Here is a 21,750-nt window from a genome sequence, read left to right as displayed (position 1 = left end):
GTATAATTTAACGTCGCGACACCGCTTCGACGTGCCGCTGGGAGGAAGAGATGGGAGCAAGAGCTTCTGTTTTGGCACTATCGTTGGTCAATCTGACCTCGCTGCCCGGGGGGAAAAAGCGCCGTTTTGCAGGAGGCCGGCCGAGCGTCGCACTCCGCGTTTGCGGTTCTGAAACCGGGCCCGGAGCCGCCGGATGACCGCCCATATCGAAATCCAGAATGTCAGCAAACGCTACGGCTCGCTGACCGTGCTCGACGGACTGTCGCTGACGATCAAGGCCAACGAGTTCATGGTCTTCCTCGGCCCTTCGGGCTGCGGCAAGTCAACGCTTCTGCGGATGATCGCCGGGCTCGAAAGCGTCGATGACGGTACGATCTCGATCAACGGCGAGCGCATCGACAACCTGCCGCCGGGCCAGCGCGACATCGCCATGGTCTTCCAGAGCTATGCGCTTTATCCGCACATGACGGTGGCCGACAACATGGCCTTCGGGCTGCGCAACATAGGCCTGCCGGCCGCCGTCATTTCCGCCCGCGTCGCAGAAGCCGCGCGCATGCTCGAAATCGGCCATCTCCTCGACCGCAAGCCCGGCCAGCTTTCCGGCGGCCAGCGCCAGCGCGTCGCGATCGGGCGCGCCATCGTCAAGGAGCCGAAGGCGTTCCTGTTCGACGAGCCGCTGTCGAACCTCGATGCGGCGCTGCGCGTGCGCACCCGTGTCGAGCTTGCCCAGCTTCGCAACCGGGTCAGATCGACGATGATCTTCGTCACGCACGACCAGATCGAGGCGATGACGCTCGCCGATCGCATCGTCGTGATGAACAACCGGAAGATCGAGCAGATCGGCACGCCGATGGAGATCTACTCGCGGCCGGCAAGCCGCTTCGTCGCCACCTTCGTCGGTTCGCCGACGATGAATTTTCTGCCGGTCGGCCTGTCGGGCGAGAACGGCTTCGCCCGCGCAAGGCTGCCGGACGGCACCGAGCTGCAGACGGCGATCCGTCTCGACGGCATCAATGGCGGCGAGCATTCGCTCGGCATCCGCGCCGAGGCCGTCAAACTCTCCAACGGAACCGCCGCGACGACGACGGGAAAGGTCGAGGTGATCGAGCGTCTCGGTGACCGCACCCTTCTGTATACGCGCCTTAAGGAGGGAAGCCTCATCATCGCCGAGGATGCCGGCAACAGCCGCGTCGCGATCGGCGACGAGGTCGCCCTAGCCCTCGATGGCGCCCGCTCGCACCTCTTCGACGCCGAAGGCCGGGCTCGGCACAACGAGGGCGTCGGCCATGGCTGAGGCGACACTTCCCGGCAGCGCGTCGGCCGCCAAGGCGGCAGCCCGGCAGGCGGTGCAGAACATCAATGCCCCGCTCTGGCGCAACGCGGCTTTCGTCGCGCCCTATCTGTTCTTCTTCGTGACGCTTCTTCTCGTGCCGCTCTTCTGGAGCGTATGGCTCAGTCTTCACAAGGCAGATGCTTTCGGAGTCGGGCGGTTCGTCGGTCTCGACAATTACCTTCGGCTCTTCCGGGACAAGATCTTCATCCAGTCGGTCGGCAACACCTTCTACTTCGTTTTCCTGACCGTCCCTGCCCTCGCCCTCATCGGCCTTCTGCTGGCACTCGCCCTTAATCGCAAGACAAAGTCTGCGGCCGCGCTCCGCGCCGTCTACTTCTCGTCGTCGGTCCTCTCCGTGACGATCGTGACGCTCATCTGGCGCATCGTCTTCATCGGCAATTTCGGCCTGCTCGCGACCATCTACGGCTGGTTCGGAGCGACCGCGCCCGCCTTTCTGTCGGACCCGAAGCTCACCATGATCGGAATTGCGATTGCGACCATCTGGTGGTGCATCGGGCTGCCGATGATGCTCTTTCTATCGGCCCTGCAACAGGTGCCGCAGGAAATCTACGAGGCTGCGGCGCTCGACAATGCGAGCCGGTGGCGAACGCTCTGGCACATCACCCTCCCCTCGATCCGGCGCACCTTCATTCTCGTGATCATCATCGAGATCGTCCTGCAGTTCCAGCTTTTCGGACAGGCGCGGCTGATGACGCAGGGCGGCCCGAACAACGTCTCGAAGCCGATCGTGCTCTACATCTACGAGGCCGCCTTCACCAAGTGGGACCTCGGCCTCGGCGCCGCGGCGTCCGAAATTCTCTTTATCCTGATCATGATCGCCGCCATGGCGCAGTATTTCATCTCTCGCCGCAGAGGAGAGGAAGGATGAGCTCCATGTCTTCGGACCGGATCGTCGGCCGCTCGACCGGCGACCGCATCATTCTCGTCCTGGTGATCGTTCTCGCGCTGGTCATGATGGCACCGATCGCCTGGGTCATAGCGCTGTCGCTCAAGGACAACAAGGAACTGATGACGGACATGAATTCCGTCTTCCATGCTCCCTATACGATCCACAACTACATCAACATCCTGGCGACGTCCTCGGTCTTCCGCTGGATCCTGAACAGCGTGATCGTGTCGGGCGGCCTCACCGTCATGACACTGGTTCTGTCGTCGCTCGCCGGCTACGGCTTTGCGCGGCTGAATTTCCCGTTCCGCAATGCGCTGTTCATCATCGTGCTGCTCGGCCTCGCCGTTCCGGAACAGGCGGTGCTGATCGCCCGGCATCAGCTCTTCAGCTGGCTGAAATTCCACAACACCTATCACGGGCTGATCCTGCCGGGCCTGGCCGCTCCCTTCGGCGTGTTCCTGATGACGCAATATTTCCGCGCCATTCCGAAGGAGCTCGACGAGGCGGCACTGCTAGACAATGCCAGCCGCTTCAAAATCTTCTGGAAGGTGCTCTTGCCGCTGACGATCCCGGCACAGGCAACCCTCGGCATCTTCACCTTCCTGTCGTCCTGGAACGACTATTTCTGGCCGCTGATCTCCGGCACCAAGAAGGAGATGTACACACTGACGATCGGGATCGCTTCGACGCAGACGAACTTCGCACAGTCGGAAGGCCTCGGATTCCTAATGTCGCAGGCGGTCTTTGCAGGAGCACCGATCCTTGTTCTCTACCTGTTTTTCCAGAAATACATCGTGACGGCCGTCTCCGGCGCCGCCGTGCGCTGAAGCCACCACCCATAGTGTCGCAACCGGCTCTCTGGGAGGGGAGCCAAGCCAGGGGCGAGGCCCCATGAGGAGGAGATAACATGACGCATAGCCTGAGGAAGTACATGCTGGCGGCCGCCTCGGCGCTCGCGCTCGCCGTCGCCACGCCTGTCCTGGCGGCAACCGAACTTACCGTGCAGCGCTTCTTCGGCGCCTGTGACGCGGAGTTCGGCACCAATACCGACGTCAGCAAGGCCGTCGGGGAATGCGGCATCATCACCTCGCTGATCAACAAGTTCAACGCCGACAACCCGGATGTGCATGTGACCGTGACCACCGTCGAATGGCCGGGCTACGACCAGCTGACGGCGCAGTTTGCGGCCGGCGACCCGCCGGACATCGTCACCGTCCACCACTCCGTGCTCGGCGACTACCAGTCCAAAGGCCTGTTGATGCCGCTTGACGATCTCCTGAAAACCGTTGGCGTCTCTCCCTCGGACTTCACCGACGCGAGCCTCAGCGGCGTCACCAAGGACGGCAAGATCTATGGCTTGCCGATCGACAACTGGACGATGCTGTTCCACATCAACCTGGACCTCTTTAAGAAGGCCGGCCTCGTCAATGCCGACGGCACGCCGAAGCTGCCGGCGAGCGTCGACGAACTCATGGCACAGGCCAAGCAGTTCAAGGAAAAGACCGGCAAACCCTATTTCGTCCAAAATCTCGCGAACGAAGTCGCGCTCTACACGCGCAACCTCTACACCTATCTTTTCCAGCAGGATTCCGATTTCTTCGCCGATCCCAAGCAGGTCAAGATGAACACGCCCGAGGCCAGGAAGGTCCTCGAGATGTACAAGGCGATCTACGACAACGACGACACCACGAAAGACCTGGACTACGCCGCCAGCATCAATGCCTTTCTCGCAGGAGAAGGCGGCGTGCATTTGAATGGAACGTGGGTGATCGGCGACTATACCGCCTCCTCGGAAACATCCGGCACCGCGCTCAACGCCGGCGGCTACGCGGTCTACCCCTATCCTCAGCTTTTCTCGGGCAAAAAGGCCCAATATGCCGACGGCCACAGCTGGGCCGTTTCGCAGAAGGACCGCACGCCGGAGGAAGAGGCGGCGATCGGCAAGTTCCTGAAGTTCTTCAACGACAATGACTACGAATGGTCGCGCACCGGCCACCTTCCGGCGGTAAAGGCCGTGCTTGAGTCGGACGCATTCAAGAAGCTGCCGCATCGCGATACGATCGCGCCGATCGCAACACTCGGCACGCCGCTGCCGTCGACCGTGCAGCGCCAGTTCGCGATTCAGGACATCATCGGCCAGGAAATGAATGCGGCGATCACCGGCCAGAAGGAGATCGACGCCGCTCTGGCAGACATGGAGTCCCGCATCAACGAGTTGCTCGCGAATATCTGAGGCGCGTTGCCCGCAACGCGGGCGCCTCGGACGGTCGCTATGGCATCTTGAGCTGCTGCATGCGTTGTCCTTTGTCGGTCCTGATCGGGGGAACCATGCAACAGCCGGAGCGGGATGGGGAACTCTTTCCGCCTCATCCCGCTCTGATCTGTTGCATGTTCATCGGCCGCGATTGCGGCCGGAATGGCCAAGGCTCGACAAGGACCTCACGGTCACGCGGGTTCCGTATCGATACCGGCGTCGGCCAGTTCCTTGAAGCCGCCGATGTTGAAAACCGCCGTATATCCCATCTCCTGAAGTGTCTTGCCCGCGAGTGCGGACCGGCCGCCGGAAGCGCAATGCAGAAGGATGGTCTTGTCCTTCTGAAAGGCCGGGTTGTGGTATTGGCTCTCCGGATCTGCGCGAAACTCCAGCATGCCGCGCGAGACGTTCAACGCTCCCTTGATCCTGCCGGTCTGCTGGACTTCCGTCGGATCACGGACGTCCACGATGAGCACATCACCGGCGCGCATCTTCGCGGCGGCTTCGGCGGGAGACAATTTCGGGACTGCACTATTTGCTTCCGCCAGCAGATCCTTGACATTCCTTGCCATCATTCTTCTCCCATTGACGCACTGCTACTGCATGTCTCCTTAAATCGACCTCGATTTAGGGACGAAGATATGCAGATTCAAAGTACTACAGCGACCTTTGCGCGTCTCGTAAAACGCGCGGCGCTGTGGTGAGCAGCGGCATAAGGGAACGCCTCAAGAGAATCCCTGTCAAGGCGAGCGGCCGGACGGCGTAGTTTCCCAAAGAAAAACCCGGCGAGTCGTCTCGCCGGGCTTACTTCGCTTCTTCTGGAGCTCAGTCCTTTTTCTGCGGGATCGGCCGGATCGCCAGTTCGCGCAGCTGCGCCGGCGTTGCCGGCGACGGCGCACCCATCAACAGATCGACCGCCTGTTGGTTCATCGGGAACAGCGAGATCTCGCGCAGGTTCTTGGCTCCGACCAGCAGCATGACGATTCGGTCGATGCCGAAGGCCATGCCACCATGCGGCGGAGCGCCGTATTGGAAGGCGCGGTAGAGACCGCCGAACTGCGCTTCGACATCCGCCTGACTGAGGCCGACATTCTCGAAGGCCTTGACCATCAGCTCCGGCGACTGGTTACGGATCGAGCCGGATGCGATTTCGAAGCCGTTGCAGACCATGTCGTACTGGAATGCCTTGATCGACAGCAGGTCGTCGCCCGAGAGCGCCTCGAGGCCGCCCTGCGGCATCGAGAACGGGTTATGGGCGAAGTCGGCGCGCTTCTCGTCCTCGTTCCATTCATAGAACGGGAAGTCGACGATCCAGCACAGTTCGAAGCGGTCGCGATCGACGAGGTTCAGCTCCTCGCCGGCCTTGGTGCGGGCTTCGCCGGCGAATTTGTAGAACTTGGCCGGCTCGCCGGCGACAAAGAAGCAGGCGTCGCCATCCTCGAGGCCGAGCTGCGTGCGGATCGCATCGGTGCGCTCCTCGCCGATGTTCTTGGCGAGCGGGCCTGCCCCTTCGAGCTTCTCGCTTTCCTTGCGCCAGAAGATATAGCCGAGGCCGGGCTGGCCCTGGCTCTGGGCCCAGGCGTTCATGCGGTCGCAGAAGGCGCGGCTGCCGCCGGTCTTGGCCGGAATAGCCCAGATTTCCACCTTCGGGTTGGAGGCAATCATGTTGGCAAAGACCTTGAAGCCGGAGCCGGCGAAATGCCGGGTGACGTCCTGCATCTCGATCGGGTTGCGCAGATCCGGCTTGTCGGATCCATATTTGCGGATCGCCGTGTCATAGGGAATGCGCTGGAACTTTTCGGTGACGGGCTTGCCGCCGGCGAAATCCGAAAAGATCGCGCGGATCATCGGCTCCATCGTGTCCCAGACGTCTTCCTGCTCGACGAAGCTCATCTCCAGGTCGAGCTGGTAGAATTCGCCCGGCAGCCGGTCGGCACGCGGGTCCTCGTCCCGGAAGCACGGCGCGATCTGGAAATAGCGGTCGAAGCCGGCAACCATCAGGAGCTGCTTGTACTGCTGCGGCGCCTGCGGCAGTGCGTAGAAAGTACCGGGATGAATGCGGCTCGGCACGAGGAAGTCGCGCGCGCCCTCCGGCGACGAAGCCGTCAGGATCGGCGTCGTATATTCGGTGAAGCCGATGTCGGTCATTCCCCGGCGCATGGCGGCAATGACCTCGGTGCGCTTGATGATATTCTTGTGCAGCGTCTCGCGGCGCAGATCGAGGAAGCGGTACTTGAGCCGCACGTCTTCCGGATAGTCCGGCTCGCCGAAGACCGGCAGCGGCAACTCCTTGGCGGCCGACAACACCTCGATCTCGCGGGCATAGAGCTCGATCTCGCCGGTTGGCATGTTCTTGTTGACGGTCTCGTCGGTGCGCGCCTTCACGGTTCCGTCGATGCGGATGACCCATTCACCGCGCACGGTTTCCGCCATCTTGAAGGCGGGCGAATCCGGATCGGCGACGACTTGGGTGACGCCATAATGGTCGCGCAGGTCGATGAAGAGCACGCCGCCATGGTCGCGGACGCGGTGAACCCAGCCGGAAAGGCGAACGGTGGAGCCGACATCCGACTTGCGGAGAGCGGCACAGGTGTGGCTGCGGTAACGGTGCATCGTCTGGTCCTGGAATTGCAAATGGCCGCGCGAGGCTCGCCAAGGCGGGCGCGGCGGCATAGCCAAAGTCGGGCGGAAAAGCGCATGATGCGCCGGATTTGTCAAGGCCGCGGCGCTCCCGCTGCCCGTCCGATCGGCACTGTCCATCGCAACGTCGCTGGGACTATGCGCCCCTCGGCGGGGACGACACCCGAAAAGGTCACAAATCGCGACTGTCCCCGCCTATCCCGGATCGCTAAACAGAAGAAAGACCCACCCGCTCACGAGTCGCCGCCGTAAAGCCGGATGCGCCATGTCCCAGATTCGCCCGCTCATCCCCCTCCTCCTCACCGCCGGCATCCTGATCGGCGGCAACGGACTGCAGGGCACCTTCATATCCTTGCGTGCGCTGGAGGAAGGCTTTTCGACGTCGCTGATCGGCCTCGTCGGCGCCGGCTACAATATCGGCTTTGCGATCGGCTGCGTCTATGTCGCCCGCATCCTTCGCGCCATCGGTCATATCCGTACCTTCTCGGCAATGGCGGCAATCGCCTCGGCGGCAGCAATCGCGATGGTGCTCGTCATCGATCCGGGCTTCTGGTTCCTGATGCGGCTCGTCGCCGGCATCTGCTTCGCCGGCCTTTTCGCAACGGTAGAAAGCTGGCTGAACGCCAGCGTCACCAATGCCAACCGGGCCCGCACGCTGTCGGTCTACCGCCTCGTCGATCTCGGCTCGGTGACCGCCGCGCAATATCTGATACCCGGCGTTGGGATCGGCGGCTTCGAGCTCTTCGCCATCATCTCGATGGCGCTGACGCTCTCGCTCGTACCGATCTCCTTTGCCGACCGGTCGAGTCCGATCGCACCGGAGGCGATCCGCTTCGACGTCAAGGCGCTCTGGAACATCTCGCCGCTCGCCACTATCGGCTGCATCGTCGTGGGGCTGACCAATGCCGCCTTCCGTTCGCTCGGGCCGATCTATGCGCAGGAGATCGGGCTTTCGGTGACCGCCATTGCGACCTTCATGAGCGCCGGCATCATCGGCGGCGTGGTGTTGCAATATCCGCTCGGGCATTATTCCGATCAGATCGACCGGCGGCTGATCATCCTCATCGCCACTTTCGGCTCACTTGTCGCCGGTCTCTTCCTCGCCTTCGGCGCCGGCAGCGACGAATGGCTGAATTTTGCCGGCATCTTCGCCTTCGGTGCCTTCGCCATGCCGCTCTATTCGCTCTGTTCGGCCCATGCCAACGACCACGCCGCCGAAGGCCAGCATGCGCTGGTCTCCGCCGGCATGCTGTTCTTCTGGTCGCTCGGCGCCATTATCGGACCGCTCTTCGCCTCCTTCATGCTCGACCTTTTCGGACCGCGGGCGCTCTTCATCTATACTGCTGTTATCCTTTTCCTCTTCATGCTCTACACGCTGCAGCGCATGACGGCGCGGGAGGCCGTGCCGGCCGGCGAGCGTGCGATGCCGTTCCGCAATCTGCTACGCACCTCGTCCTTCTTCAACAAGCTGGCCGGCGGCAGTCAGCAGCAAGATCGCCTGCGGCAAGATGCACGGTCTCCGCGAATTGCTGAACGCGAGGATCAGGTTTAAAACGGCGCCATTCCCGAAACGCTGCGGGCAAAGCCATCGCTCTGCCGCCCGCCTTTTTCGAATGTGGACGCCATGACCCCGATGCTGAGCCGCCGCAGTTTTCTTCAGGGCTCGGCGGCGCTCGGCGGCGCCTTTGCGCTCGGCGCCGGACTTGCAGCACGCGCCGAAGCGACTGCCGAACCGCATGTGCTGACGGCACAGCTTGCGCAAGCGCAGATCGCGGCGGCCGACGGCGTGACGCCCGTCATGACCTACGGGCTCGGCGATGCGCCCCATTCCGGCATGCCGCCGGTCTTGAGGATGCGCAAGGGCCAGGCCTATGCGGCCAGGCTGGTGAACCGGCTCGATGAACCGACAACGATCCATTGGCACGGCTTGCGGGTCGCTAACGCCATGGACGGAGTGCCGGAGATGACCCAACCTTACGTTTATCCCGGCGATCACTTCGACTATGTCTTCACCCCGCCCGACGCCGGCACCTTCTGGTACCATCCCCATTGCAACACGCTGACACAGATGGGCCACGGCCTCACCGGCGTCATCGTCGTCGAGAATCCGGCGGACCCCATTTACGACGCCGAGATTGTCCTCAATCTTCGCGACTGGCGGCTTGGCGCCGGGGGGAAATATATCGACCCGTTCAAACCGCGGGATGCGGCGCGGGGCGGCACCTACGGAACGGTCAGAACCGCCAATTGGCAGAAGGAACCGGTTTACGACGCGCCCGCCGGCGGCCTCGTCCGCGCCAGGATCGTGGCGACCGACGTGACGCGGATCTATACGGTCGGTGTAGAGGGCGCAAAGGCGAAGGTGGTCGCGCTCGATGGCAACTCGGTCAAACATCCGTTCCTGCTCGACCGCTTGGATATCGGGCCGGGGCAGCGCGTCGATCTCGTCCTGCGCATGCCCTATAGCGAAGGGGCGCGCGCGACGCTTGGCAACTTCCGCGGCTCGAACCCTTGGACGATTGCAAGCTTCCGGGCGGCCGGACCTGCCCTGAATCGGGATCTTGGCGACGTCGCTCCCCTCCCCGCCAACCCTGTCGCCGAAGCCGACCTATCGACGGCGAAACGGATTCCGCTCGAGCTCACGGCGACCGCGGAACACAAGGCGACGCCGTCGATCTGCGGATCGCTCGGCTACACCTTCTGGGCGCTGAACAAGGTTCCGTGGCCGGGGGACACGCCCGAGCCGATTGCGCCGATCGAGGAAATGAAGCTCGGCAAAAGCTATGTGCTCCAAATCGCCAATCGCACGCCGCATGCGCACCCGATCCACCTGCACGGCTTGAGCTTCCGCATCCTCAGCTCAAACAAGCGGAGGTTCCTGCCGCCGCCAACCGACACGGTCCTGCTCCTGCCGGACGAACAGGCGGAGGTGGCGCTCGTGGCCGACAACCCCGGCGACTGGGTGATCCACTGCCACATCATCGAACATCAAAAGACCGGGATGACCGGCTATTTCAAAATTATCTGACAATTTCGATTGTTACCGCCGCAGCGAAACGATAGAGGGAAGGCTCAAGCCTCATTTTCGCCATAGTGATTTCAGTCCCGATGATTCAGACGACGTTAGAACTGGAGGCCGCCTGCCAAGAGCTGGCCCGCTCGAGCTATATTACGATCGACACGGAATTTCTGCGCGAGACCACATTCTGGCCGGAACTCTGCCTGATCCAGATGGCGAGCCCGGATGCGGCGGTGATCGTCGATCCGATGGCGCCGGGAATCGACCTCGCGCCCTTCTTCGCGCTGATGGCCAATGCCGACGTCGTCAAGGTCTTCCACGCGGCGCGCCAGGACATCGAAATCATCCACCACCTCGGCAACCTCATTCCGCATCCGCTTTTCGACACGCAAGTGGCGGCCATGGTCTGCGGCTTCGGCGACAGCGTCTCCTATGACCAGCTCGTCAGCCGCATCAAGAACGTGCAGATCGACAAGTCGTCGCGCTTCACCGACTGGAGCCGCAGGCCGCTCACCGACAAGCAGCTCGAATATGCGCTGGCCGACGTAACGCATCTCAGGGACATCTACCATTACCTCAAGGCGGAGCTCGAGCGGGAAGGACGCTCCTCTTGGCTGGCCGAGGAAATGGCCATTCTGGAGAACCGGGAGACCTACGATCTTCACCCGGAGAATGCCTGGCAGCGCCTGAAGATGCGCGTCAGAAAGCCGATCGAGCTGGCGGTGCTGCAGAAGATCGCCGCCTGGCGCGAGCGCGAAGCACGGTCCCGCAACGTGCCGCGCGGCCGGATCATCAAGGACGACGCGATCTACGAGATCGCCCAGCAGCAGCCGAAGGATGCGGAAGCACTCGGCCGGCTGAGGACCATTCCCAAGGGTTGGGAGCGTTCCGCTGCCGGGACCGCGATCATCGAGGCGGTCACCGAGGCGCTGGCGCTTCCGAAGGCCGATCTGCCCCGCCTGCCGCGCCAGAACCACGCGCCGGAGGGCGCTGCGGCAGCGGGCGAGATGCTCAAAGTGCTCCTGAAGCTCATCGCCGAAAAGGAGGGCGTGGCGGCCAAGATCATCGCCAGCAGCGACGATCTCGATCGGATCGCCGCCGAAGGCGAAAAGGCCGACGTCGCCGCGCTGCACGGCTGGCGCCGGGAGCTTTTCGGCGACATGGCGCTGAAGCTTATCAATGGCGAGGTGGCGCTTCGCTTCGTCGGAAAGAAGATCGAGGCGATGGAAATCGGCGGTTGAACGGCGGCAGCCGCCAACACCTTTCCGCCCGAATCCGGTCTTAGCCAGACGAATTGAAATGCTGATCCGACTCAACGGATCAGGTGTTCGCACTGCCGCGAATGAGACTTCCGCAGGCGCGGCCATTCCTTCCGCTGTTTGATTCCCGAGGCCATCGCGCATGCGCTGGAGATTTTCCACGCTCGAATTCATTTTCCTGCTTCTGGTTCTTGCCGGCAGCGGCGTGGCCTATGCATGGGTCGTCTATGGCGACGGAGCGCTGATCGGCGCGACCTTTGCGGTGTTCATCTGCATGCCGGTCCTTGCCTTTGAACGCCGCATCATCCTGCGCCGCCTCTACAGGGCGATCCACAGCCTTCCGACACCAGCCTTTCTCCTGTCCTCCATCGCCGTCTATTTCGCCGTCGAAAATCTCGGTTTTGTGGCGGCGGGGGTGGTGCTGAAGACGACGGGCGTGCTGCAGCAGTCCTGGAGCGAGGCGATGGTGCCGTCCTTCAATGTGCTCGTCTATGCGCTCGTCGTTTCCGGTCCGATCATTTTCGTGCTGCGGGTGCGGGAACTGCTCGGCCGCGACGTCTTCCTGAGCTTGCTTATGGGACGCTACCGCAAGCCGGTGCAGGAGGAACGCGTATTCCTGTTTATCGACGTCGCCGGCTCGACCGCCTATGCCGAGCGCTTCGGCGACCTCAGGATGCAGGAATATCTCGGCAAACTGTTTGCGGAGCTCGCCGATCCGGTGCTGCGCTATCGCGGCTCCATCGACGACTATATCGGCGACGCCGCGGTCATCACCTGGCCTTTTGACCGAGCCGTGGCCGACGCCGCCTGCATTCGCTGCGTCTTCGACATTCTCGACCAGGTCCAAGCTTCCGCCTCCCGCTGGCACAAGGTGTACGGCGAGGTCCCACGCCTGCGCGCGGCCCTCCACGGCGGAACGATCGTTGCCGCCGAAATCGGCGTCGACAGGCACAAGATCACCTATTTCGGGGACACCGTGAACACGACGGCGCGTCTCGAAGGTCTCTGCCGAACACTCGATCGGCAGGTGCTGATTTCCGCCGATCTGTTGCGGCGCATGCGCCTGCCGACCTTCGTCAGAAGCGATGACCTGGGAGAGCACGAGATCAAGGGACGCGGCCAGAAACTCGGGGTATTCTCGCTGCGCGCCGTGCAACTGTAGCGCGCGCCGGGAGGCACCGTCTTCGCTCCCCTGGGCGGCCGGTATGGCCGTCATCAAAGCTTCACCGGCCTGTCAGAGAAGCGTCAACTCGCCGTCATCAAAGCCGCCTATCGGGAAGCGACACAGCTCGAACCCAGGTGAATTTGATGACGAAATCCATCCTCGCCGTTGCCTTGACGCTCCTGTCGGCGACCACCGCGCTCGCCGATGAAAAGGCCTTTCCGGCGACGCTGAAGGCCCATGCGGTCCTGCCGGCCAATACGATCATCGCCGCGCCTGCGGATGCGGCGGACTACCTCAAGACGTCGGGCAAGTTCTCGACCGCCGACCGCAACCGCGCGACGGAGCTCGGCAGCGTAGCGGGCAAGGACGGCGTCCGCCCGACCGGCCTTTCTCTCCCCTTCAACGGCCAGCCGATGCAGGGCTTCTCCGGCATCAAGGCGATGCGGGCGGCACTTTCTGGAGCCTTTCGGACAATGGCTTCGGCAACAAGCTCAATTCGACCGACGCGATGCTGATGCTGCATCATCTGAAAATCGACTGGGACGCCGGCAAGGTCGAAGCATTGAAAACCGTCTTCCTGTCCGATCCCGACCGCAAGGCGCCCTTCCCGATCGTCATGGAAGGCTCTGCCACACGCTATCTCACCGGCGGAGACTTCGACGTCGAGTCGATCCAGCCGGTCGCCGACGGCTTCTGGATCGGCGAAGAATTCGGTCCCTACGTGCTGAAGTTCGACGACCGGCAAGCTCACCGACGTGATCCCGACGACGGTGGACGGCAAGCCGGTGCTGTCGCCGGACAATCCGACGCTGACGCTCCAGGCGGACCCGTCGAAGAGGGCGCCCGCTTTCAACCTCAAGCGCTCCGGCGGCTATGAAGGTCTGGCTCTGTCCAAGGACGGCACCAAACTCTACGGCCTGCTCGAGGGGCCGATCTGGACCGACGGCGAAACGGTCGAACAGGCGGATGGCCGCCCGGCGCTCCGCATCGTCGAGCTCGAGGCCGCAGCCAAGGCCTGGACCGGGCGTAGCTGGCTCTATCCGCTCGCCGAAGGCGGCGAGGCGATCGGCGACTTCAATATGCTCGACGAAAAGTCGGCGCTGGTAATCGAGCGCGACAATGGTGCCGGCACCGTCGACAAGGCCTGCGTCGATCCCAAGGATCCGAAGCCGGATTGCTTCGCGGTCGGGTCAAAGCTGAAGCGCGTCTACAAGATCGCGATGGACGATGAGTATGTCGGCAAGGCCGTGCGCAAGATCGGTTACATCGACCTCCTGAAGATTTCCGATCCGGACAACAGGAAGCGCCAGGGCGGCGACGGCTATTATGACATGCCTTTCGTCACCATCGAGAACGTCGATCGCGTCGACGACGCGCATATCATCGTCGGCAACGACAACAACCTGCCCTTCTCCGCCGGACGTGCGCTCGACGAGGCAGACGACAACGAATTCGTGCTGCTCGAAGTCGGCGACTTCCTGAAAGCCGAATAACCGAACGGTCGCGCGTGGAGACCCGCGCGCGACCGTTCCCACCATCTGAAACGACGCCGCTTGGTGACCGCTCAGCTCTCGAAGTGGAAAGCGAGCTTCTTGCCCGTCAGCCGGCTCAGTTGCTGCAGGCGGCCGTCGAGACGTTCGCCCTCGAAATCGAGATAGGCCGCGGGCACGACGAATTCGAGATCGACCTCCGGCCGCGGCGACGGCCGCAGGGTCAGATGGCGCGCGACGCCCGGCATCGAGGCGGAGAAGAGATAGGCAACCCGCAACAGGCCGCCGAGCAGCTTTGCCAGTTCGAGCAGGCGCGGCGTGGTGATGCCGGCGAGCGGGCTGGTGGCGCCGTCGTCGTTGAGCCCCTCGAAACGATAATAATTTGCAAGCGCGATATAGGCGCGGCCGGCATGGGTAATGCCGGTGAAAGCGGAGTGCGCGATGATGTTCAACGCCTGCAGGCCGCGATAGTCCGGATGCGCGCGCCAGCTGATATCCGCCAGCAGGCAGGCGGCCTCGCGGTAACGGCGCTCCTCCTCGGCTTCCTCGATGCCGAAATGCGGCACCATCCGCCCGGTCCACTCGGCAAGCTCGCGCGCATGTTCCGGGGAGCGGGCGCGCAGGATGGCGATCTCGTCGGCAGCGGTCAGTAACGGGTCCTGAAGGCGTTCGTCGTCGGAAAGGAGCGAGTAGAGGTAGCCTTCGCGAACGCCAAGCGCCGAAAACGAAATGCGCTCGGGCTTCATGATCGAGATCGCCTCCTGCATCGTCACGGCGCCGAATGGCAAGAGGCTGCGACGGCTCTTGGAAATCGTCGCGAAGGCGGAGGGCTTCAGGGTCTTGGGCTCGATCACTTCGGCCAGGATCGCCATCGCCTCGTCATAGGAGATCTCATAGCCCTGCATCATGTGCAGCGGATAGCCACGCATTTCCATCTGCAGCTTGGCGATGGCGCGCCAGGTTCCGCCAACGGCGTAGAAGGTGCGCCCGGTACCCCGCCCCAGTACATCCGCGCCCTTCATGAACTTCCGCACCCAGGTGCGCGCCCGGCTCAGGGAGCCGTTGCTGTGCTCGAACAGCCGGATGCCGCCGAGCGGCAAGGTGATCCCGTTGCCGATGCGCCTGCCCTCGACCTCGACCAGTTCGAGCGAACCGCCGCCAAGGTCGCCGACGATGCCATCCGGATCGTGATAGCCGCTGACGACGCCCATGGCCGAGTAATAGGCTTCCTCCTCGCCGGTGAGGATCCGAACCTTCTGATCGAGAATGGCTTCCGCCTTCTCGATGAAGACGGCGCCGTTCGAGGCCTCGCGCGCGGCGGCCGTCGCCAGCACATACATTTGCGTGGCGCGGGCCTGGTCGGACAGCGCACGGAACCGGTGCAGCGCTTTCAGCGCCCGCTGAACGCTCTCCTCCTCCATCCGGCCGGTGGCGTCGATGCCCTTGCCGAGGCCGCACATCACCTTCTCATTGAAGAGCACGGTCGGGGCACGGCTAAGCCCCTCGTAGACGACGAGGCGAATGGAGTTGGAGCCGATGTCCACGACGGACACCGGGCGTATGCCGGGCAGACGCCCCTGCGCTTCAGATTCGACCATGCGATTCCAGTTTACTTGCGCCAACCGCTATTCCAGCCGGCAATCAGCTTCGGTGCACTGGACTTCAGAGCCTCACCCCGGCCCGAAAGGCTGGGATTGGTCATGAAATAATGCTGCGCGTTGAACGGCTCGGCGTCCTTGTCGACTTCCATGCGGCGCGAGGTGCCGTCCGGAAGAATCTCGTAGCTCTGCTGGTTGTCGATGAGATTGCCAAGCATGATCTGCGAAAGAACCTGTTCGTGCACAGTCCGGTTGATGAGAGGCACGAGCGTCTCGACCCGCCGGTCCAGGTTGCGCGGCATCATATCCGCCGAACCGATATAGACAAGCGCATTTTCCGAAGGCAGGCCGTGGCCGTTGCCGAAGCAGAAGATCCGGGAATGCTCGAGGAAGCGGCCGACGATGGACTTGACACGGATGGTTTCGGAAAGCCCGGGGACCTGGGGCCTCAGGCAGCAGATGCCGCGAACGACGAGATCGATCTCTACGCCTGCGCGGCTTGCCCGGTAGAGAGCATCGATGATTTCCGGATCGACGAGCGCGTTCATCTTCATCCAGATCGCCGCCGGCCGACCCGCTTCGGCGTGCGCAATCTCCTCCTCGATGTGCTTGAGGATCCGCGGGCGCATGGTGTGCGGCGAGACCGCGAGCTTCATCCCCGCCTCCGGCTCGCCATAGCCGGTGATGAAGTTGAAGATGTTCGCCATGTCGTGGGCGATCACCGGATTGCAGGTGAAGAACGAAAGATCGGTATAGATCTTCGCCGTGACCGGGTGGTAGTTGCCCGTGCCGAGATGGCAATAGGTCCTGAGCTTGCCCTCTTCCCGCCGCACGACCATCGACATCTTCGCGTGGGTCTTCAATTCGATGAAGCCGAAGACCACCTGGACGCCGGCGCGCTCGAGGTCGCGTGCCCAGCGAATATTCGCCTCCTCGTCGAAGCGGGCCTTGAGCTCGACAAGCGCGGTGACCGACTTGCCTGCCTCGGCGGCATCGATAAGCGCGCGCACGATCGGGCTGTCGTTGGAGGTACGATAGAGCGTCTGCTTGATCGCCAGCACGTCGGGATCGCGCGCCGCCTGCAGCAGGAACTGCACGACGACGTCGAAGGACTCGTAAGGATGGTGGACCACCATGTCCTTCTCGCGGATCGCGGCGAGGCAGTCGCCGCCGTGCTCGCGGACGCGTTCCGGGAACCGTGGATTATAGGGCTCGAAACGAAGGTCCTCGCGCGGCGCCTTGGTGATTTCGGAAAGCGTGTTGAGCGCCAGCAGCCCGGGCAGCACGGCAACGCGGTTGTCCGGAACGCCGAGTTCGTGCACGACGAACTGGCGCAGCGACGCCGGCATTTCGGAATCGGTTTCGATGCGGATCACCGACCCGCGGCGGCGGCGCTTCAACGCCGTCTCGAACAGCCGGACCAGATCTTCCGCCTCTTCCTCGACTTCGATATCGCTGTCGCGGATGATCCGGAACGTCCCCGAACCCTGAACCTCATAGCCCGGGAACAGGCGGTCGATGAACAGGCCGACGACATCTTCGAGAGTGATGTAACGGATGACGTTCTTGACGTCCGGCAGGCGGACGAACCGGTCGAGTGCCACCGGCAGGCGCAGGAGCGCCGTCATCGGCTCGCGGCCGGTCTTACTGACGAGTTGCAGGCCCATGGAGAAGCCGAGATTCGGAATGAACGGGAACGGGTGCGCCGGGTCTATCGAAAGCGGCGTCAGGACCGGGAAGATCGACTGGTCGAATTCATTGGCGAGCCAGCTCTTGTCCTGCGCCGAAAGAGAAGCCGGACGCACGATCAGAATATCTTCCTTGGCGAGATATTGCTGGAGGACTGCGAGCGATGCCTGCTGCTCCATCTGGAGATTGTCGATCTCCTTCAGGATCTCGTCGAGTTGTTCGGCCGGCGTCTTGCCGTCCGGGCTGCGCAACGAAACGCCCGATCGCACCTGGCCCTCGAGGCCGGCGACGCGGACCATGAAGAATTCGTCGAGGTTGGCAGCTGAAATCGACAGGAAGCGGACGCGCTCCAGGAGCGGATGCGCGGTGTTCAGCGTCTCCTCGAGTACCCGGCGGTTGAATTGAAGCCACGAGAACTCGCGGTTGATGAAACGCTCGGGGCTCGTCAGAAGGTCAATTTGCTCCGCCGGCGCCCTGTTTTCGGTGATTGCAGACGTCGCGTTATCCATTCCCATCAGACCCCATTGCTCCGGATGAACGAGCTATCCCACTTTGACGACGGTTCTGTGACAGTCAATCGGGCCGGCGGGCAATTGCGAGTTCTTCCAAGACTTCCGCCGCAAGGGCCCGCGTCAACCGCGTGCCGCGGGCAAGCGCCAGATGGTCCATCCGCTCGACAAGGGTCTGTGCAGCCTCTAGCGAGCGCTCCATCCGATTGACTATATAGGCCACGAAACGCTCGTCGACGAGCAGCTGGCGATCGGCAAAAAGCTTGAAGAGCACCTGCGTCAGGAGTTCGTCGTCCGGTTCGCCGATCTCGACAACGGTGGCGGCCTTGAGGCGCGACTTGAGGTCTGGAAGGGTCACCGGCCAGGACATCGGCCACAGCCGCGAGGTCATCAGAAGCGCCGTACCGTTCTGGCGGACGCTGTTGATGACATGGAACAGCGCCGTGTCGTCGAAACCCTTTCGGTCGACATCCTCGAAAAGCACCGGCTTCGAAGCGGCGACGTCGGCGGCGTCCGTACCGGCAACGGGATGGATCGGTTCGGCACCCGACGCCTCTCGCCAGATGCTGGCGAGGTGCGACTTCCCGGAACCGACCGGACCGGCGATGATGACGACCGGCGACGGCCAATCCGGCCAATGATCCACGATTGCAATGGCCGCGCTCAGGCGATCGGAGACAAGCAGATCCTCCCGGCCGGTTGACGGGTCGTGGCCGAAGACGAGCGGCAGTTGTTCGTTAGGACGTCTTGTCATGCTTTGCTCTGGAGGACGGCATAGGTCGGCTGGGCTCCTGGCCCTCCGACTGCTGGTTCGCGGCCGCCCTATGCCCATGATAGAGGTCGCTATCAAGGTATCGCTGGATGCCGAAACGGACAAGCACTCCGACCGCGGCAGCCGCCGGCACCGCGACGAGCAGGCCGACGAAGCCGAACAGCGCGCCGAAGGCAAGCAGCGCGAACATCAGCCAGACGGGATGGAGGCCAACGCTCTTGCCGACCAGCTTAGGCTGAAGAACGTTGCCTTCGAGGAACTGGCCGGTGAAGAAGACGGCAAGGACGAGCAGGATCCAGAGATAGTCCGGCCAGAACTGGACGATCGCCACGCCGACGGCAAGAACCAGGCCGACCAGCGAGCCGACATAGGGGATGAAGCTGATCATGCCGGCGAAGAAGCCGATCAGCAGGCCGAAATTCAGGCCCACAAGCGACAGGCCGACCGCATAGTAAAGGCCGAGAATGAGGCATAGCGAGCCCTGGCCGCGAACGAAGCCGGCGATCGTCGTGTTCATGTCGCGGGCGATCTGGCGCACCACGTCGACATGGTCGCGCGGCACCCAGCTATCCACCTTCTCGACCATGTGGTCCCAATCGAGCAACAGATAGAAGGCGACCACCGGTGTGATGATGAAGAGCGACAGGATATCCAGGAGCGCCATGCCTGAATTCCAGAGCTGCTGGAAAAGGGTGCCGAGAAAGACTGCCCCCTGTTCGAGAAGCTTGGCGGAATTCTCCTTGATCGTCGCCATTTGCGCCTCGAGCCAGTCCGGCACGAGGGTCGACTGGGTGGTATCCGCCACGAAGGCCTGAAGCCTGGCGACATAGCCGGGCATCTTCTGGATGAAATCGGCCGCTTGGGTGAAGATCAGCGGGATGACGATGATCAGCGACAGCGCAAAGAGAAGGACGAAGGCGACAAGAATGGCGATCGTCGCCATCAGGCGGCTGAGGCCAAGGCGTTGCAGCCGGTCGGCGACCGGGTCGAGGAAATAGGCCAGCGCCATCCCGGCGAGGAACGGCAGGAGGATGGAACTGAAGACCATCAGGAAAGCGATGAAGGCGGCGAGCACGAGCAGCCAGAAGAAGATCTGGCGCTGAAGTCCTAAACCGCTGATCCGATTGCCCATGGTGTCCCCGTCCCGCGGTCGTCGCACGGTGCGCGCCCGCATCTTCGTCCGACGAGATAGGGTGCAGCGCGCGCGCAGGTCAAGCCCGGCTGCCTTCAATCCGCTCCGTTCGCGCCTGAAGGCGATGAGCGAAGGCAAAAACGTGAAAAAAGGCCGCAAGGCCCGGCCTCTCCGCTTGCACTCCTTAGCTTACCGTGCCAATCGCATCCGCAAAATACGACGAGCCTTGGAGAACGAGCATGAGCCAGTCGGGAAAGAACGGCCTCACCTATAACGACGCGGGTGTGGATATCGATGCCGGCAATCTGATGGTCGAAAAGATCAAGCCGCATGTGCGCTCGACCCGGCGTCCCGGAGCCGACGGCGAGATCGGCGGCTTCGGCGGCCTCTTCGATCTCAAGGCGGCCGGCTTCACCGATCCGGTCCTTGTCGCCGCCAATGACGGCGTCGGCACCAAGCTCAAGATCGCCATCGACGCCGACAAGCACGACACGGTCGGCATCGACCTCGTCGCCATGTGCGTCAACGACCTTGTCGTGCAGGGCGCCGAACCCTTGTTCTTCCTCGATTATTTCGCCACCGGCAAGCTCGATCCCGACCAGGGGGCGGCAATCGTCGCCGGCATCGCCGCCGGCTGCCGCGAGGCGGGCTGCGCGCTGATCGGCGGCGAAACGGCGGAAATGCCGGGCATGTATTCCGGCGGCGACTACGATCTTGCCGGTTTTGCCGTCGGCGCGGCCGAGCGCGGGCAGTTGCTGCCGGCGGGCGACATTGCGGAAGGCGACGTCATCCTCGGCCTTGCCTCCTCCGGCGTGCATTCGAACGGCTATTCGCTGGTCCGCAAGATCGTCTCGCTCTCTGGCCTTTCCTGGGACGCGCCTGCGCCCTTCGGCGAGGGCACACTTGCCGAAGGGCTGATGACCCCGACCCGCATCTATGTGAAACCGCTCCTGAAGGCAATCCGCGAGACCGGCGCGATCAAGGCGCTGGCGCACATCACCGGCGGCGGCTTTCCGGAAAACATTCCGCGCGTGCTGCCCAAGCATCTCGCCGCCGAGATCGACCTCGACGCCGTCAAGCCGCCGGCGGTCTTCTCCTGGCTGGCCAAGACCGGCGGCGTCGCCGCCAATGAGATGCTGCGCACCTTCAATTGCGGTGTCGGCATGATCGCCGTCGTTCCGGCAGCGGAAGCCGACAGGGTCGCGGCGGTGCTTGCCGGTGAAGGCGAAACCGTCTTCCCGCTCGGCCGCATGGTGGCGCGCGAAGAGGGTGCCGCCGGCACGATCTACAAGGGCAGCCTCGCCCTATGAGTCTATCCCCGGCCAGGAAGAAAAAGGTGATCGTCTTCATCTCCGGCGGCGGCTCCAACATGCTGTCGCTGGCGAAAGCCGCGGCCGAACCGGATTTTCCGGCCGAAATCATTGCCGTCATTTCCGACAAGGCGGAAGCCGGCGGCCTTGCCAAGGCGGCAGCGCTCGGCATCGCCACAGCCTCGTTCGTGCGCAAGGACTTCCAAAGCAAGGAAGATCACGAAGCGGCGATCCTCGCCGAGCTCGACCGGCTGCAGCCGGACATCATCTGCCTTGCCGGCTATATGCGCCTGCTGTCCGCCGCCTTCATAAAGCGCCACGCAGGCCGGATCCTCAACATCCATCCGTCGCTGCTGCCGCTTTTCCCGGGGCTGCATACGCATCAACGCGCCCTCGAGGCGGGCATGAAGCTTGCCGGCTGCACGGTGCATTTCGTCACCGAGGGCATGGACGACGGCCCGATCATCGCCCAGGCCGCCGTCCCGATCCTTGCCGGCGACACACCGGAGACGCTCGCCGCGCGCGTCCTGACGGTCGAGCACAAGACCTATCCGCTGGCGCTCCGACAGGTCGCCGAGGGCAAGGTCACGATGCAGGATGGGCGGGCCGTCAGCCACACGGTCGGCGATGCCTCTGGCGCGCTGATTTCTCCGGCGCTTTGAAACGGGGC

The 21,750-nt window shown here is 63.1% G+C and carries 16 protein-coding genes and 1 pseudogene; 11 read left to right on the top strand and 6 right to left on the bottom strand.

Annotated features, from left to right (window positions below; genetic code table 11):
* Positions 1–193 precede the first annotated feature (193 nt).
* The 4 genes from ugpC (at position 194) to CO664_RS17015 (ending at position 4,476) form a co-directional block, all read left to right on the top strand.
* Positions 194–1,294, top strand: coding sequence for a sn-glycerol-3-phosphate ABC transporter ATP-binding protein UgpC (gene ugpC / locus CO664_RS17030; RefSeq protein ID WP_037413938.1), 1,101 nt, complete (start codon positions 194–196; stop codon positions 1,292–1,294).
* A complete protein-coding gene (locus CO664_RS17025) occupies positions 1,287–2,222 on the top strand; it encodes a sugar ABC transporter permease (RefSeq protein ID WP_037413935.1) in 936 nt (311 codons plus the stop codon). Before ugpC ends, CO664_RS17025 begins: the two co-directional genes overlap by 8 nt.
* Positions 2,219–3,070 (top strand): carbohydrate ABC transporter permease, encoded by an 852-nt coding sequence (locus CO664_RS17020; protein ID WP_037413933.1) that lies wholly within the window; start codon positions 2,219–2,221, stop codon positions 3,068–3,070. Before CO664_RS17025 ends, CO664_RS17020 begins: the two co-directional genes overlap by 4 nt.
* A gap of 80 nt (positions 3,071–3,150) precedes the next feature.
* Entirely contained in the window at positions 3,151–4,476 is a 1,326-nt protein-coding gene (locus tag CO664_RS17015) for an extracellular solute-binding protein (protein WP_097539411.1), read from the top strand.
* Positions 4,477–4,688: 212 nt separating this feature from the next.
* Here CO664_RS17015 and CO664_RS17010 read toward each other — a convergent pair whose 3' ends face one another.
* Both CO664_RS17010 and aspS read right to left on the bottom strand, forming a co-directional pair.
* Positions 4,689–5,069 carry a rhodanese-like domain-containing protein gene (locus CO664_RS17010; RefSeq protein ID WP_037413931.1) on the bottom strand — a complete coding sequence of 127 codons (381 nt, stop codon included), beginning with the start codon at positions 5,067–5,069 and terminating at the stop codon, positions 4,689–4,691.
* A 253-nt stretch (positions 5,070–5,322) separates the two neighbouring features.
* Positions 5,323–7,110: an aspartate--tRNA ligase gene (gene aspS / locus CO664_RS17005; RefSeq protein ID WP_097539490.1), complete on the bottom strand. Its 1,788-nt coding sequence runs from the start codon at positions 7,108–7,110 to the stop codon at positions 5,323–5,325.
* A 292-nt stretch (positions 7,111–7,402) separates the two neighbouring features.
* Here aspS and CO664_RS17000 point away from each other — a divergent pair, with 292 nt between their 5' ends.
* The 5 genes and pseudogenes from CO664_RS17000 to CO664_RS16980 all read left to right on the top strand — a co-directional run bounded on the left by CO664_RS17000 (position 7,403) and on the right by CO664_RS16980 (position 14,073).
* On the top strand, positions 7,403–8,689 hold the full coding sequence (locus CO664_RS17000) for an MFS transporter (RefSeq protein WP_097526477.1): 1,287 nt from the start codon (positions 7,403–7,405) through the stop codon (positions 8,687–8,689).
* A 72-nt stretch (positions 8,690–8,761) separates the two neighbouring features.
* Positions 8,762–10,165 carry a multicopper oxidase family protein gene (locus CO664_RS16995; protein WP_097539410.1) on the top strand — a complete coding sequence of 468 codons (1,404 nt, stop codon included), beginning with the start codon at positions 8,762–8,764 and terminating at the stop codon, positions 10,163–10,165.
* An 80-nt stretch (positions 10,166–10,245) separates the two neighbouring features.
* Positions 10,246–11,397: a ribonuclease D gene (rnd, locus tag CO664_RS16990; protein WP_097539409.1), complete on the top strand. Its 1,152-nt coding sequence runs from the start codon at positions 10,246–10,248 to the stop codon at positions 11,395–11,397.
* A 160-nt stretch (positions 11,398–11,557) separates the two neighbouring features.
* Positions 11,558–12,577: an adenylate/guanylate cyclase domain-containing protein gene (locus tag CO664_RS16985; RefSeq protein WP_097539408.1), complete on the top strand. Its 1,020-nt coding sequence runs from the start codon at positions 11,558–11,560 to the stop codon at positions 12,575–12,577.
* A gap of 146 nt (positions 12,578–12,723) precedes the next feature.
* A pseudogene (locus CO664_RS16980) lies at positions 12,724–14,073 on the top strand (esterase-like activity of phytase family protein).
* Between the two features lie 71 nt (positions 14,074–14,144).
* Here the strand turns inward: CO664_RS16980 and ppx are convergent.
* The 4 genes from ppx to CO664_RS16960 form a co-directional block, all read right to left on the bottom strand.
* Complete coding sequence (gene ppx, locus CO664_RS16975) at positions 14,145–15,668, bottom strand: exopolyphosphatase (RefSeq protein WP_097526481.1); 1,524 nt, start codon at positions 15,666–15,668, stop codon at positions 14,145–14,147.
* An 11-nt stretch (positions 15,669–15,679) separates the two neighbouring features.
* Complete coding sequence (locus CO664_RS16970) at positions 15,680–17,866, bottom strand: RNA degradosome polyphosphate kinase (RefSeq protein ID WP_086022722.1); 2,187 nt, start codon at positions 17,864–17,866, stop codon at positions 15,680–15,682.
* A gap of 64 nt (positions 17,867–17,930) precedes the next feature.
* The gene (gene hdaA, locus CO664_RS16965) at positions 17,931–18,620 is read right to left on the bottom strand and encodes a DnaA regulatory inactivator HdaA (RefSeq protein WP_037413926.1); all 690 of its coding nucleotides are present in this window, start codon (positions 18,618–18,620) and stop codon (positions 17,931–17,933) included.
* Positions 18,604–19,770 carry an AI-2E family transporter gene (locus CO664_RS16960; RefSeq protein WP_097526482.1) on the bottom strand — a complete coding sequence of 389 codons (1,167 nt, stop codon included), beginning with the start codon at positions 19,768–19,770 and terminating at the stop codon, positions 18,604–18,606. Before CO664_RS16960 ends, hdaA begins: the two co-directional genes overlap by 17 nt.
* A 239-nt stretch (positions 19,771–20,009) precedes the next feature.
* Between CO664_RS16960 and purM the strand changes: the two genes are divergently transcribed.
* The gene (purM, locus tag CO664_RS16955; protein WP_037413924.1) at positions 20,010–21,080 is read left to right on the top strand and encodes a phosphoribosylformylglycinamidine cyclo-ligase; all 1,071 of its coding nucleotides are present in this window, start codon (positions 20,010–20,012) and stop codon (positions 21,078–21,080) included.
* Positions 21,077–21,742 (top strand): phosphoribosylglycinamide formyltransferase, encoded by a 666-nt coding sequence (gene purN / locus CO664_RS16950; protein WP_097539407.1) that lies wholly within the window; start codon positions 21,077–21,079, stop codon positions 21,740–21,742. Before purM ends, purN begins: the two co-directional genes overlap by 4 nt.
* The last annotated feature ends 8 nt before the right edge of the window (positions 21,743–21,750 follow it).

Source organism: Sinorhizobium sp. NG07B (genome assembly GCF_002532005.1).
Taxonomy (GTDB): domain Bacteria; phylum Pseudomonadota; class Alphaproteobacteria; order Rhizobiales; family Rhizobiaceae; genus Sinorhizobium; species Sinorhizobium fredii_C.
The sequence above is the reverse complement of the archived record's forward strand: the minus strand, read 5'-3'. Positions and strand labels throughout refer to the sequence as shown.

Coding starts and splice junctions, on each gene's coding strand:
- hdaA (WP_037413926.1), bottom strand. CDS start 18,620: ATGACAAGACGTCCTAACGAACAACTGCCGCTCGTCTTCGGCCACGAC.
- purM (WP_037413924.1), top strand. CDS start 20,010: ATGAGCCAGTCGGGAAAGAACGGCCTCACCTATAACGACGCGGGTGTG.
- CO664_RS17015 (WP_097539411.1), top strand. CDS start 3,151: ATGACGCATAGCCTGAGGAAGTACATGCTGGCGGCCGCCTCGGCGCTC.
- CO664_RS17010 (WP_037413931.1), bottom strand. CDS start 5,069: ATGGCAAGGAATGTCAAGGATCTGCTGGCGGAAGCAAATAGTGCAGTC.
- CO664_RS17025 (WP_037413935.1), top strand. CDS start 1,287: ATGGCTGAGGCGACACTTCCCGGCAGCGCGTCGGCCGCCAAGGCGGCA.
- purN (WP_097539407.1), top strand. CDS start 21,077: ATGAGTCTATCCCCGGCCAGGAAGAAAAAGGTGATCGTCTTCATCTCC.
- CO664_RS16985 (WP_097539408.1), top strand. CDS start 11,558: ATGCGCTGGAGATTTTCCACGCTCGAATTCATTTTCCTGCTTCTGGTT.
- CO664_RS17000 (WP_097526477.1), top strand. CDS start 7,403: ATGTCCCAGATTCGCCCGCTCATCCCCCTCCTCCTCACCGCCGGCATC.
- CO664_RS16970 (WP_086022722.1), bottom strand. CDS start 17,866: ATGGATAACGCGACGTCTGCAATCACCGAAAACAGGGCGCCGGCGGAG.
- aspS (WP_097539490.1), bottom strand. CDS start 7,110: ATGCACCGTTACCGCAGCCACACCTGTGCCGCTCTCCGCAAGTCGGAT.
- CO664_RS16995 (WP_097539410.1), top strand. CDS start 8,762: ATGACCCCGATGCTGAGCCGCCGCAGTTTTCTTCAGGGCTCGGCGGCG.
- CO664_RS17020 (WP_037413933.1), top strand. CDS start 2,219: ATGAGCTCCATGTCTTCGGACCGGATCGTCGGCCGCTCGACCGGCGAC.
- rnd (WP_097539409.1), top strand. CDS start 10,246: ATGATTCAGACGACGTTAGAACTGGAGGCCGCCTGCCAAGAGCTGGCC.
- CO664_RS16960 (WP_097526482.1), bottom strand. CDS start 19,770: ATGGGCAATCGGATCAGCGGTTTAGGACTTCAGCGCCAGATCTTCTTC.
- ppx (WP_097526481.1), bottom strand. CDS start 15,668: ATGGTCGAATCTGAAGCGCAGGGGCGTCTGCCCGGCATACGCCCGGTG.
- ugpC (WP_037413938.1), top strand. CDS start 194: ATGACCGCCCATATCGAAATCCAGAATGTCAGCAAACGCTACGGCTCG.